This is a genomic window from Streptomyces sp., assembly GCF_031181705.1.
Taxonomy (GTDB): domain Bacteria; phylum Actinomycetota; class Actinomycetes; order Streptomycetales; family Streptomycetaceae; genus Streptomyces.
The window spans coordinates 29909-42631 of the sequence record NZ_JAPSKN010000002.1 but is presented as its reverse complement, the minus strand read 5'-3'; the positions used below and the strand labels follow the sequence as shown (position 1 = coordinate 42631).

Here is a 12723-nt window from a genome sequence, read left to right as displayed (position 1 = left end):
CCTCCTTCCGGCGCTCCCTGGCCCTGTTCCGCGCCTTCCGCCACGAGCAGGACGACCCCGAGGCCTGCTACACCCTGCTCGCCCGGGACGCCGTCGACCAGGTCGAGGCCTACGACGGACCGGTGGCCGGGCGTACCGTCCTGGACGTCGGCGGGGGCGGCGGGTACTTCACCGCGGAGTTCCGGCGGCGTGGGGCGAACGCCTTCCTGTTCGAGCCGGACGTCGCCGAACTCGGCGAGGAGCCGCCCGACTCCTCCGTCGTCGCCGACGGCTACCTGCTGCCCCTGCGCGACGGCGTCGCGGACGTCACCTTCTCCTCCAACGTGCTGGAGCACGTCTGTGACCCCGAGACGTTCCTCAGCGAGCTGGCCCGGGTCACCCGGCCCGGCGGGCTGATCTACGTGTCGTTCACCAACTGGCTGTCGCCGTGGGGCGGGCACGAGTGGGCCCCGTGGCACTACCTCGGGGCCGAGCGGGCCCGGGCCCGCTACGCCCGGCGGACCGGCAGGCCCGCCAAGCACACGCTCGGCGAGAACCTGTTCGCGGTGCACATCGGCTCCACCCTGCGGCAGGTGCGGGCCCGGGACGACGTCACGGTCGTCTCGGCGCGCTCCCGCTACTGGCCCTTCCTCGCGGAGGCCGTCGTCAAGGCGCCCGGGATCCGCGAGTTCGCCACCTGGAACCTCCTCCTCATTCTGCGGCGGTGCCCTACATGACAACCACGGTCCAGGCTCCTCCCCCGGCAGCCGTCCCCACCACCGCGACCGCGTCGGGCCCGCCCGAGGGTCCCCGGTCGCGGCGCTGGCTGCTGGGTTTCTGGGCCGTGGTGTTCGTGCTGTTCCTGGCGGTGCAGCCGGGGCGGCAGACGTTCGACACCAAGCTGGGGGTGACCACCGATCCCGGCCGGTTCCTCGCCGATCTGGGGCAGCTGTGGCACGACCGGGCCGGGTTCGGCGGCATCCAGGACCAGTACGCCGGCTATCTGTGGCCGATGCTGCCGTTCTACTGGGTGGCCGACCTCGTGCGGCTGCCGGTGTGGCTGGCGGAGCGGCTGTGGCTGTCGGTGATCGTGTCCGTCGCCTTCTGGGGGGCGTTGCGGCTGGCGGAGCGGCTGCGGGTGGGCAGCTCGGCGTCCCGGCTGCTGGGGGCCGTGGCGTACGCGCTGTGGCCGCTGTTCACGACCGTCGTCGGCTCCACGTCGGCCGCCGCGCTGCCCGGCGCGTTCCTGCCGTGGGTGCTGCTGCCGCTGGCCGACGAGCGGTACGCGGCCCGGGTCGCCGCCCTGCGCTCGGCGCTGCTCGTGCCGTTCATGGGCGGGGTGAACGCCTCGGCGACGCTGGCGTCCCTGCTGCCGGTGGGGCTGTACCTGCTGTCCCGGCCGCCGGGGCCGCGGATGCGCAAGCTGATCGCCTGGTGGGCCCCGGCGGTGATCGTGGTGACGGCCTGGTGGTGGGTGCCGCTGCTGCTGCTCGGCGTCTACGGCGAGAACTTCCTCCCTTACATAGAGACCGCGCGGACGACGACGGACACCATGTCCGCGACCGAGGCGCTGCGCGGGGCCGGGAACTGGGTCGCCTATCTGCACTTCGGTGAGGCCTGGCTGCCGGCCGGCTGGACCGTGGCCTCCTCCGTGCTGGTGGTGGTGTGCTCGGCGCTGGCGGCCGGGCTGGGGCTGGCCGGGCTCGCCCGGCGCGACATGCCCGAGCGGCGCTGGCTGGTGCTGACGGTGCTGGTGACCGCGCTGGCGCTGCTCGCCGGGTACGGCGGGGCGTTCGGGGCGCCGTTCCACGGTGTGACGCAGGGCTGGCTGGACGGGTGGCTGTCGCCGTTCCGGAACGTCTACAAGTTCCAGACGGGTCTGGCGCTGGCGCTCGTGCTGGGCCTGGCCCATCTGGTGGGGGTGGCCGCCGAGCGGCGCGGGGTCCGGCCGGTGCGCGGCCGGCGTCTCGCGCCGCTCGCCGCGGCCGTGCTGATCCTGCCGGGGCTGCTGTGGCCGTACCTCAACGGCTCGATCCTGAACCCCGGTTCCTTCCGGCAGCTGCCCACCTACTGGCAGGCCACGGCCGACTGGCTGGAGAAGTACTCGCCGGACTCGCGCGCCCTGGTCGTCCCGGCCACCGCGCACGGCGTGTACACCTGGGGCTCCCCCATCGACCAGCCGCTCGACGTGCTCGCCGAGTCGCGCTGGGCGCAGCGCGACTACGTCCCGTTCGGCACGCCCGGCAACCGGCGCGCGATGGACGCGGTCGAGCAGGCGCTGCTGTCCGGCTCCCAAGTGCCGGGCCTGGCAGACTACTTGAGCCGGGCCGGGCTGTACTACGTCGTCGTGCGCAACGACCTCGACCCCGACCAGATCGGCGCGGTGCCGACCGCGACCGTCAAGCGCACCCTGGAGCAGTCCGGGTACGAGCGGGTCACGGGGCTCGGCCCGGTGATGACCGGCGGCCGCATCGCCCAGGACGCTCCGCTGCAGGTCGAGGGGCTCTACCCGCGGCAGCGGGCCGTGGAGATCTACCGTCCGGCGGGCGGGGCCGCCGTCCGGCCCGGGCAGGCCGGGCTCGCCCCGGTGGCCGACACGGCCGTGGTCTCCGGCGGGCCGGAGGCGCTGCTGCCGCTGGCGTCCGAACTGCGCGGGCGGGCCGCCGTCCTGACCGGGGACGACCACCCGGGGCTCGGCACCCCGGCCGTGCAGGTGGTGGGCGACGGGCTGCGCCGGGCCGACACCCGGTTCGGGCTGGTCAACGCGGGCACCTCGTACACGTACACGCGCGGCGAGCGCAACGCGTCCGGCGCGCAGCAGGACCCGGGCGAGAAGCCGCGCCAGATCCTGCCGACCGAGGGGACGGAGCACCAGACGGTCGCCGAACTGCGCGGCGCGTCCTCGGTGTCGGCGTCCTCGTACGGCAACTGGCTGTTCCACCTGCCGCAGTACGACCCGGTGAACGCCTTCGACGGCAACCCGGACACCGCCTGGGCGGAGGGCGCGCCGGACACGCCGGACGGGCAGTGGCTGCGCATCGGCTTCACCGGCCCCTACGACATGCCGTCCTCCTTCCAGGTCACGCCGCTGCCGCAGGACGGCGTGCGGGCGGCGGCGACCAAGGTGCGGGTGGAGACCGAGAAGGGCGAGCGCACCGGCTTCCTCCAGCCGAACGGCAAGACGCAGCGGGTCGAGGCGCCCGAGGGCGCGACGCGGTGGATGAAGCTGACGATCGTGGACTCGGTGGAGCGCCGGGCCGGTCTCACGGGCGCGGGCTTCTCCGAGATCGACCTGCCGGACGTGCGGGTGACGCGGCTGCTGCGGCTGCCGTCCGACGCGGACGAGGCCACCGCGGCCGCCACCGTCGTCTCCCTGCACCGTGCCTCCGACCCGACGGGACTGTCCCCGACCGGCACCGAGGCGGGCCTGCACCGCCGCTTCACCACCCCGGCCGCCGGGACGTACGAGGTGAAGGCGCGTGCGGTGCCGGTGCCGGGCCCGGCACTCGACGAGCTGCTGTACGAGGTCGCGCCGGGGCAGCAGGCGCGGATCGTCGCCACCGCCGACTCCACGGCACGGCTCGGCGCGGGCATCGGGGCGCGCAACCTCACCGACGGCGACCTGACGACGGCGTGGATCGCGGGCGACCGGCCGACGATCCACCTGCGCTGGGAGGGCAAGCAGCCGGTCGGTGAGCTGGTCCTGGCCCCCGCGGGCGGGCTGTCCACGCGGGCCACTGAGGTGCACATCAGCTCCCCGGACGGCGCGGCCATCGCCGGCGTCGACGAGAACGGCTGGGTCCGCTTCCCGCCGATCACCACCGACCGACTCGACGTCACGATCACCGAGACCGCCCCGCTGACCCTGCACAACCCGGTCGCCGACGAAAACCTGCGCCTGCCGGTGGGGCTCACCGAGGCCTACATCCCCTCCCTCGACCAGTACCGCACCCCGCAGCCGGACGGCACCCGCGCGTTCTCCCTGCCCTGTGGCAAGGGCCCGGACGTGGCACTGGACGGCGAGCTGTACCAGACGCGGGCGAAGGGCACCGTGCGCGATCTGGTGGAGCGGCGGGGCGTGGAGGTGACGCTCTGCCAGGAGGGCCGGGGCGACACCGAGGTGCGGCTGCCCGCGGGCGAGCACCGGCTGGAGGGCGGTGACGCGGGCCCGCTGGCGCTCACGGACGTGACCCTGACGCGCGGCACGGTGCCCGAGGCCGCCGCGGCCGGGCGCGAACTGCGGATCCGGGACTGGCTGGGCGACCGGCGCGAGGTGACGGTCGGCTCGGGGGCGGCCTCGTACCTCACGACGTACGAGAACGTCAACGACGGCTGGCGGGCCACGCTGGACGGCAGGGAGCTGACCCCGGTCCGGCTGGACGGCTGGCAGCAGGGCTGGCGGATCCCGGCCGGGGCGGGCGGCGCGGTGAAGCTGTCGTACGAACCGGCCACCACCTACGACATCGGGCTGATCGGCAGCGGCGTCGGCATCGCCGCCCTGCTCGGTCTGGCGGTCTGGCGCCGCCGCGCGCCGAACCCCGACGCGCCGCAACCCGCCCCGCCGCTGCCCGGTCCGTGGCTCGGCACGGTGGCCCTGACCCTGGTCGGGGTGGTGATCGCCGGATGGCTGGCGCTGCTGGTCCCGGCGCTGGCCCTGCTCGCCGCGCGGCGGCACGCGCTGCTGGTGCCGATCGCGTTCGCCGCCCTGGCCGCGGCGGGGATCGCCGCGGCCCTCGGGGCCGGGGAGCCGGTGGGCGCGGGGGAGGGCGCGTTCGGGCACCTGGCCCAACTGCTGGCGCTGATCGGCCTGTTCGCGGCACTCGTGAGCCTGCGCGAGCAGCCGCGGTCACAGGCGCCGACGCGGCCGCTGCCGAGGACGGACCCCGGGGAGGACAAGGCCGTATGACGACACCGGCCCGCATCCCGTTCCCGGTGGTGGACGAGGTCTCCCGGCACTGCCTCCAGGAGGAGGAGCCGGAGACGGTCCACATCGAGGTCCACCTGCCGGGTCCTCTCGACCGGGCGCGCCTGCGCAAGGCGTTCGTGGAGGCGCTGCACCGGCATCCGCGCGTGCTCATGCGGGAGGCCCGGGGCCCGTGGTATCGGCGGCGCTACGAGTGGGAGCTGACCCGCGAACCCGACGTGGAGGTGGTGCGCTTCGCCCCGTCGGGCCCACGCGCCCTGCAGGACGCCCGGACCCGGGCCCTGGCGCAGGCTCCGCCGCTGTCGCAGTCCCCGCCGATCCGCCTCGACGTGGTGGACTCGGTCCTGGTCCTCACCATCAACCACACCGCCCTGGACGGCCCGGCCTGCCTGCGGGTCCTGGCCACGGCCGCGGAGCTCTACGGCGGCCGGGACAACTCCCCCGCCGCGCCCCCGGTCCGCCCCGCCGAACCGCACCAGGAGCCCCCGGACACCCCGGCCGGCTGGACGCCGCCCGCCCGGGTCGCGCCGGGCACCCCCGACCCCTCGCCCGGGAACGGCCTGCTGGTCACCGAGCTGTCGCTGCCGCACCGCCCCAAGGGCTCCCCCTACACCGTCAACGACCAGCTCATGGTCGCCACGGCGCTGACCATCGCCCACTGGAACCGGGAGCACGGCGCCCGGCCCCGCCCCCTGCGCATCACCATGCCCGTGGACGACCGCCCCCGGGACACCTCGATGCCCATCGGCAACGGCACGCGCCTGGTGGAGGTCCCCTTCGCGCCGCAGGAGCTGCGCGACCCGCATCTGCCGACCCTGCTGCGCCGTACCGCCGAACGCACCCGTGCGCTGAAGTCCCTGCCCCGCCCCCAGCTCGGCCACGGCGCCACCCTGCTCACCGCCCCGTGGGCGCCGGTCGCCGCCCGGGCCGCCGTCACCCGCGCCCTGCGCCGGGCCGCCGCGCCCTTGACGTCGACGACCCTGCTCAGCAACATCGGCCGCATCCCCTACCCGCTGGACTTCGGCGAGGAGGCCGGCCGCGCGCACGCGGTCTGGTTCTCCGCCCCTGCCCGGATGCCACGCGGCCTGACCGTGACGACCGCCTCCACGGCCGGGCGCCTGCACCTCGCCCTGCGCTGGTCCCGCGCCCTGCTCGGCCATGGCGACGGGGCCCGCCTGCGCGACCTGTTCGAGCACTACCTGCACACCACGGAGGCCACGTCATGACGGCCCTGCCGACCACCGCGCCCCGCCCGGAAAACCTGCGCGACTTCTACGAGAACCCGGCCGTCCCCGTCGCCTCCGGCACCCCGCGCAGCCTGCGCCAGGCGCGCATGCTGGCCCGGGCGCTCGGCCCGGCCGCCGGCCGCCCGGCGACCGTCCTGGACATCGGCTGCGGCGACGGCACCGCCGCGGCCACCGCCGCGCCCCTGCTGCCGGGTCACCGCATCGTCGGCGTCGACTGGTCCCAGGACGCGCTGCGCCGCGCCCGCACCCGCGTCCCCCACGCGGTCCGCGGCGAACTCACCGGCGGCGGGCTGCCGTTCGCGTCCGGGTCGGCCGACGCCGTGCTGTTCAGCGAGGTGATCGAGCACCTCGTCGACCCGGACGCGGCGCTGGACGAGATCCGCCGCGTGCTGCGCCCCGGGGGCCATCTGATGCTGTCCACGCCGAACCTGGCCGCCTGGTACAACCGGGCCCTGCTGCTGGCCGGTGTGCAGCCGGTCTTCTCCGAGGTCAGCCTGCGGGGCATCCACGGCCGCCCGGGCAAGGAGGTCGTGGGGCACCTGCGGCTGTACACCCCGCGCGCGCTGCGGGAGTTCGTCGCCGCGTCCGGGTTCACGGTGGTGCGGCTCGAAGGCGCTCCCTTCCACGGTGTGCCGCGCCCGCTGCGGCCGCTGGACCGGCTGGCCTGTGTCCGGCCGCAGCTCGCGTCGATCCTGCTGCTGCACGCCCGCAGGACGTAACCCATGTGGTGGGGAGTGGCCGCGGCCCTGCTGGCGAACACCCTGTACAGCCTGGGGTTCGTGCTGGAGAAGCGGGCGCTCACCTCGCTCCCGGAGGTGAGCATCCGGCAGCCGGCCCGGCTGCTGCGGCTGGTCCTCGGCAGCCCGCTGTGGATCGGCGGCTCCCTCGCCCTCGCCGCCGGCTTCGGCGCCCAGCTCGTCGTCTACCGCACCCTGCCCATCGCCGCCGCGCAGGGCATTTTCGTCTCCGGCCTGGTGCTGCTCGTGCTGCTGTCGGCCCGGCTGCTCGGCGAGGAGACGACCGGCCGGGAAAGGTACGCGCTCGGTGCGATCCTGCTCGCGCTGCTGATGGTCGTGCTGTCGCTGCGCGAGGACGCCGACAGCGTCGGCCGGGACGCGCCCTACCCGCTGATCCTGCTGGTGTGCGTGCCGTCGCTGGCGGCCGGGGTGTGGCTGTACGGCTCCGCCGAGCGGCGCGCCCGCAACCGGCACCGGCGCCCGACGACCGGCGTCGAGTACGGCGTGGCGGTGGGCCTGCTGTACGGCGTCAGCTCGCTGGCCATCAAGGGCGTCTCCGGCCACCTGACGACCGACGGGACCGGCGGGGCGGTCCTGGACCTGCTCAGCTCCCCGTATCCGTATCTGCTGCTGTTCACCGGCGTGTTCGGCCTGGTGATGTCGCAGGCGGCGCTGCAGCGCTGCCGTGCCTCGCTGATCGTGCCGGTGTGCACGACCGTGACCAGTCTGTTCACAGCGGTGCTCGGCACGCCGGCGTTCGGCGAGGCCCTGCCGCACGACCCGCTGCGGCTCGCGCTGCGGGTGGCGGGCACGGCCCTCGCGGTCGCCGTGCTGCTGACCATGCCGAAGCACGACTCCGCTCCCCGAACCACCTCACCTGCCGAGGAGTTGGCATCCCCATGAAGCCCGACGACCCGCTGCTGAAGATCCTGGCGTGCCCGCTCGACAAGGGCCCGCTGCATCTGCTGCCCGAGGAGGCCGGGCACGAGGAGGCGCTGTACAACCCGCGCCTGCACCGCCGTTACCGAATCGTCGACGGCATTCCGCAGCTGCTGCCGTCCTCGGGCGAGCAGGTCCCGGACGACGTGCACGAGGAACTCCTCAGGAGGATGGCACCGTGACCAGCCTGGCGGCGCGCCTCGCGCCCTTCCTGCCCACCCGGCTGGTGGCCGCGACGGCCCGGGCGCTGTATCCGCGCTTCGAGCCGGAGCTGGCCCGGCTCGCCGAGCTGTGCCCGCCGGACTGCGGGACGGCGGTGGACGTCGGCGGCTGGTACGGGCCCTGGACGCACCGGCTGGCCGGCCACGCCGAGCACGTGGTGGCGATCGAGCCGGTGCCCCATCTGGCCCGGCTGCTGGCGGCCGCCGCCCCGCCGAACGTCCGGGTGGTCCGCGCGGCGGCCTCGGACCGCCCGGGCATCGCCCGCCTGTGGCTGCCGCCCGGCGACTCGGGCGACCGGGGCGTCTCCTCGCTGGTGCGGCGCGACATCCACGGCCGGGCGCTGGACGTGCCCAGCGTCACCCTGGACGAGCTGGGGCTGCGCAACGTCGGCTTCATCAAGATCGACGTGGACGGCAACGAGCCGGCGGTGCTGCGCGGCGCGACCGGGCTGCTGGCCCGCGACCGGCCCGCCCTCTTCGTCGAACTGGAGTCCCGCATCCAGCCGATCACGCCCGTGGTGACCTATCTGACCCTGCTGGGCTACGAGGGCTGGGTGCTGCCCGGCGACACCTGGGTGCCGCTGGCGAGGTTCCCGCTGGAGGACCACCAGGACCGTGCCTCCTACGTCGTCTCCCACGGCCTGCTCCGCCGCGTCCTGCCCTCCCCGCTGCTCAGGGGCCCGCGCTACGTCAATTCGGTGCTGTTCCTGCCCGACGGCCGCCGCCCCGGCACCGCCCCGGTGGGCGACGATGGGTCCCATGCCCTCCGGAAAGCGCCCCGCTAGCCCCTTCACCCCGCTCGACTTCCAGCTGGTGCTGCTGCGCCGCATGGCCGACCACAACCCCGGCCTCGTGGAGGACGCCCGGCACGCCCTGGGCGTGTCCATCGCCGGCATGCGGGAGGCCAACAAGCGCTGGCAGGCGATGGTCCGCTCCCCGCGTTCCCGCGCGCCCCTGTCCCGGTACCGCTCCGTGCTGGGCGAACCCGAATCGCGCACGCCGCGCCGGATCGGCGACCTGGACTGCGAGGCCTGGCTCTGGCCGGTGCCCCTCTGGCCGGACCTGCGCTTCGAGGTGCTGACCGCCCCGAACGGCGCGGTGTGGAACGAGTGGCTGGTCCGCGCCCCGGGCGCGACGGGCCCGAGGCTGCGCACGCTGGACGACCTCGCCCCCTGGTCCTGCACGGTCGACGAGACGGCCCGCGCCTTCGCCCCGGCCCGCCCCCTTGAGGGATCGGCACCGACCCGGTGGGGACTGGCGTTCACCGCGCCGGACGCCCGGGGCGTACGGCGGGAGGCCGTCGCCGAGTTCACCTGGGGTCTGCTGCAGCGGGTGGCCGTCGCGGGCACTCAGGGCTGAGGCGCGCCGGTCCGGTCGAGGGCGGGCAGGAACTGGTCGTAGAAGGCGGTCTTCAGGCGCAGGGCCTGTTCCTCGGTGGCCCGGAAGGCGTCGGCGGAGCCGTGCCGGGCGAGCAGTTCGCTGATGCGGGTGGCCAGCCGGTCGGAGTGGGTGGCCGACAGCAGGGAGACGGCGGTGAGGGGGTGGGCCTTGGCGTCGTGCACGTAGTGCGGGTAGTAGAAGCGGGAGCGGTTGCGGCCGCCGGCGGCCAGCACGGGTGCCATGCGCTGCCACAGGTGCTCGTACTCGACGGAGACCAGGACCTCGCCCCAGAACCGCAGGAACGTCAGCAGCCGCAGGTCGGCGTCGTCGTGGCCGCCCGCCTCGGAGATCAGCGCGAAGGCCTCGTCGATGGCGTTCCGGGTGGCCCGAGTGGGCCGGGAGGCGACCAGTTCGGCGCGGGGGATGCCCAGCTGGAGCAGGTCCTCCTTCATGTCCTCCCGGTGCGAACGGGTGTGGCCGCGGCCGTCCGGGTACTCCTCGCGCAGGATGGCCCGGGCGATCCGCAGGCCGGCCTCGTCGGACAGCAGGTCGATGGCCAGGTCGTACGAGGGGGTGAACGCCAGGGAGACGAAGCGCCGCTGGAGCAGCAGGGCGGCGAAGTCGGCGTCCGCGAGGCGTGCGGTGTTCGCCAGCACGGGGTGCCCGCGGAACCGGTCGATCAGCGCGTCCTCGAACGCGTCCAGGTCTGTCATGTGCGTACCCCTTCCCGGGTCACTGGGTGGTGTCCACCGACCTGCGCCAGTCGTCCAGGTCCACGTCGCGGCCGATGCTCCACAGCGTGTCCAGTTCCTGCTGGATCTCCCGGCCCATCACGGTGCCGCTGCCCTCGATCTCCAGCTGGGTGGAGTCGATGGCGAGCCGGCCGTGCAGGAAGGAGCTGACCAGGTAGTGCTCGTCGGCCTTGTAGACGGCGATGGACGGCAGGGCCTGGTAGACGCGCACCTGCAGGCGTGCCCGGTCGCCGGCGCGCACGCTCTGGAAGAGGGAGGCGAAGGTCGACAGACAGCGGGCGACGCCCGCCTGGACGTCCTCCTCCAGGGCCGGGTCGCGCAGGCCGCGCAGGGCCTCGTTGCGCAGGTCGGCGACCGGTGAGGACGGGTGCAGCAGCAGGACCCGCACCCGGACCCGGCGGTCGACGATGGCCTGTTTCAGCGCGGACTCGAACCGGTGCACGTTCGGGATCCACGTCTGCAGGATGGTCACCTCGCGCCCGGCGCCGTTGAGGTAGCCCTCGAAGGCCTCCTCGGGGAAGCGCCGGTGCACACGCACCACACCGCCGTAGTGATCGTGCCGCAGGTCGCGGGCGAGGGCGTCGATGTCCAGCCTGGACAGCTGGGTGCTGATGTTGTCCAGCGCCTTCAGCCGGTCGATCTCGAACAGCAGGAACAGCGTGACCGTGCTGAGGGTCAGCAGCGTGAGCTTGGGGACGGTGTCGGCCGCCAGTCCGTCGAGCAGGTCCACCTGGTCGGCGAGGGTCACGGCGATGCCGACGGTGGCGGTCAGGCCCAGGACGATGCGCTCGGCCCAGTAGCGGAAACTGCTTCCCATGCCCACTCCAGCGTGCGGCTCGACGGCGTGCGGCTCGACGGCGTCGGCGAAGACCGTACATCGTGACTTTGCGTCAAGTGACGGATATCCGCCAGGAGTTCGTCCGGATACGTGAGTCGCCCCGGAGTTGCGGGCCGGCACCACCACGGGGCGTATGCCCCACCCGTCTCGCTCAGCCTGCGGCGGCCAGCACCGCCCGCACGACCCGGGGCACGGAGTCCGGGTGGACGTCCAGGAACAGGTTCGGCTCGATCAGTTCCAGCTCCATCACCACGGGCTGCCCGTCCGGCCCGGTGACGAGGTCCACGCGCGCGTACAGCAGCTCGGGATCCCCGGGCACGGCCGCCAGTGCCCGCTCGGCGACGTCGAGTTCCGCGGCGGTCGGCTTCCAGCGCCGCACGTCGGGGTGGGCGACCTTGTCCGCGTCGTACGGCGTGCCCGGGGTGAGGACGGCGCCCTTGACGCCGGCGTGCAGCAGCCGGCCGCCGAAGAACTGCAGGGCCCGTTCGCCGTGCGTGTCGACGGCGCTCAGATACGGCTGCACCATCGCGGTGTACCCCTCGGCGTGCATCCGCTCCACCTGCCGCACGGCGGCGTCCCGCTCCCCGGCCGGGTGGCGGGCGGCGTACCGGGCCCCCGCACCGGAGGTGGGCTTCACCACGTACTCATAGCCGGTGGGCAGCTCGACGGGGTCGCCGGGCGCGAGGTAGCGGGTGGGCACGACGGGCACCCCGGCCCGCGCGAGCTGCCCGAGGTAGCGCTTGTCGGCGTTCCACCGCACCACCTCGACCGGGTTGGCGAGCCGGGTCGCCCGCGCGCAGCGCTCCGCCCAGGCCGTGAACTCGGCGGCACGCCGGCTGTAGTCCCAGGTGGAGCGGATGAGGGCGAGGTCGAAGGCCGCCCAGTCGACGGAGGGATCGTCCCAGGGGACGGCGACGGCGTCGGCCCCGGCGTCGCACAGCGCGCCGGTCAGCACCGGCAGGTCCCGGTCCTTGTGCTCCGCGTCACCGGGGTCGTAGGTGACGAGCGCGATGCGCGGGGTGCCGGCCACGGCGACTCCCTCCTCGGGCGGACGATCGGTCGTCGGCTTCCGCCGCAGGCTAGCAACCGCCCCGCGGAACCGGGACGCCGCGTTTGACCTTCACCTTCGGTGAAGCCCCGGCGCCGGTGGCGGAACGGACGAGCGCGAGGAGCGCGGGAGTCGCGGGAGGCCGTACGGGCATGCGCTACGCGGGCACGCGGCTGCGCGCCGTGGCCGACGGCTTCGGACCGGCGGGGGCGCCCGCGAGCAGCGCCGCCGGGGAAGCCCTGCGGTTCCTGGACGCCGGAGGAGATCCCGGCCGGCGGGGTCCTCACCCTCCTGGAGGACGCGATACGGGGCGCCGAACAGGCCGTCGTTCGCCGCACCGGCCAGGGCGCGAACCGTCTGCTGTGGCGATCCGGACGAGCCGAGCCGTTCCCGGACGCGGTCGCCGGGGAGCACGCGACAGGCCGTTGGAGCACAGCGGGGAGCGTTCGCCGGGGTGTGCGTCGTGGAGGCGGAGGTCCGGCGCGACGGAGGGCTCCGAACCGGTGAGCGCCTTCAGGAGCAGGTCACACCGGGCGGGACACGGCCTCCTCGGCGGTCAGACGGCCCTCGTCGATCATCGGCTGGACCACGGTGTGGTCGTGGGTGATGCGGAACAACGTCGCCCTGGGGCCGGCGGACCGGACAACGTCAGCTGCGT

Annotated in this window: 11 protein-coding genes; 8 read left to right on the top strand and 3 right to left on the bottom strand. The window is 74.5% G+C overall.

What is annotated here, in order from left to right:
• The first annotated feature begins 17 nt into the window (after nucleotides 1-17).
• The 8 genes from RIN80_RS00840 to RIN80_RS00805 are packed head-to-tail and all read left to right on the top strand — an operon-like array spanning nucleotide 18 to nucleotide 9406.
• Nucleotides 18-716, top strand: coding sequence for a class I SAM-dependent methyltransferase (locus RIN80_RS00840; protein ID WP_309093540.1), 699 nt, complete (start codon nucleotides 18-20; stop codon nucleotides 714-716).
• Nucleotides 713-4885: an alpha-(1->3)-arabinofuranosyltransferase gene (locus RIN80_RS00835; protein ID WP_309093484.1), complete on the top strand. Its 4173-nt coding sequence runs from the start codon at nucleotides 713-715 to the stop codon at nucleotides 4883-4885. The genes RIN80_RS00840 and RIN80_RS00835 overlap by 4 nt, the downstream gene beginning before the upstream one ends.
• Nucleotides 4882-6129, top strand: coding sequence for a condensation protein (locus RIN80_RS00830; RefSeq protein ID WP_309093483.1), 1248 nt, complete (start codon nucleotides 4882-4884; stop codon nucleotides 6127-6129). Before RIN80_RS00835 ends, RIN80_RS00830 begins: the two co-directional genes overlap by 4 nt.
• Nucleotides 6126-6869 carry a class I SAM-dependent methyltransferase gene (locus RIN80_RS00825; RefSeq protein ID WP_309093482.1) on the top strand — a complete coding sequence of 248 codons (744 nt, stop codon included), beginning with the start codon at nucleotides 6126-6128 and terminating at the stop codon, nucleotides 6867-6869. Before RIN80_RS00830 ends, RIN80_RS00825 begins: the two co-directional genes overlap by 4 nt.
• A gap of 15 nt (nucleotides 6870-6884) precedes the next feature.
• Nucleotides 6885-7790: a hypothetical protein gene (locus tag RIN80_RS00820; RefSeq protein ID WP_309093539.1), complete on the top strand. Its 906-nt coding sequence runs from the start codon at nucleotides 6885-6887 to the stop codon at nucleotides 7788-7790.
• The gene (locus RIN80_RS00815; protein ID WP_309093481.1) at nucleotides 7787-8008 is read left to right on the top strand and encodes a Trm112 family protein; all 222 of its coding nucleotides are present in this window, start codon (nucleotides 7787-7789) and stop codon (nucleotides 8006-8008) included. The genes RIN80_RS00820 and RIN80_RS00815 overlap by 4 nt, the downstream gene beginning before the upstream one ends.
• Complete coding sequence (locus RIN80_RS00810; protein ID WP_309093480.1) at nucleotides 8005-8832, top strand: FkbM family methyltransferase; 828 nt, start codon at nucleotides 8005-8007, stop codon at nucleotides 8830-8832. The genes RIN80_RS00815 and RIN80_RS00810 overlap by 4 nt, the downstream gene beginning before the upstream one ends.
• Nucleotides 8807-9406 carry a hypothetical protein gene (locus tag RIN80_RS00805; RefSeq protein ID WP_375141577.1) on the top strand — a complete coding sequence of 200 codons (600 nt, stop codon included), beginning with the start codon at nucleotides 8807-8809 and terminating at the stop codon, nucleotides 9404-9406. The genes RIN80_RS00810 and RIN80_RS00805 overlap by 26 nt, the downstream gene beginning before the upstream one ends.
• Here the strand turns inward: RIN80_RS00805 and RIN80_RS00800 are convergent.
• From RIN80_RS00800 to RIN80_RS00790, 3 genes are all read right to left on the bottom strand, one after another.
• A complete protein-coding gene (locus RIN80_RS00800) occupies nucleotides 9397-10140 on the bottom strand; it encodes a hypothetical protein (RefSeq protein WP_309093478.1) in 744 nt (247 codons plus the stop codon). The two genes, RIN80_RS00805 and RIN80_RS00800, sit on opposite strands and share 10 nt — an antisense overlap.
• 19 nt (nucleotides 10141-10159) lie before the next feature.
• Nucleotides 10160-10996: a hypothetical protein gene (locus RIN80_RS00795; RefSeq protein ID WP_309093477.1), complete on the bottom strand. Its 837-nt coding sequence runs from the start codon at nucleotides 10994-10996 to the stop codon at nucleotides 10160-10162.
• Nucleotides 10997-11168: 172 nt separating this feature from the next.
• The gene (locus RIN80_RS00790; RefSeq protein WP_309093476.1) at nucleotides 11169-12047 is read right to left on the bottom strand and encodes a hypothetical protein; all 879 of its coding nucleotides are present in this window, start codon (nucleotides 12045-12047) and stop codon (nucleotides 11169-11171) included.
• Between the last annotated feature and the right edge of the window lie 676 nt (nucleotides 12048-12723).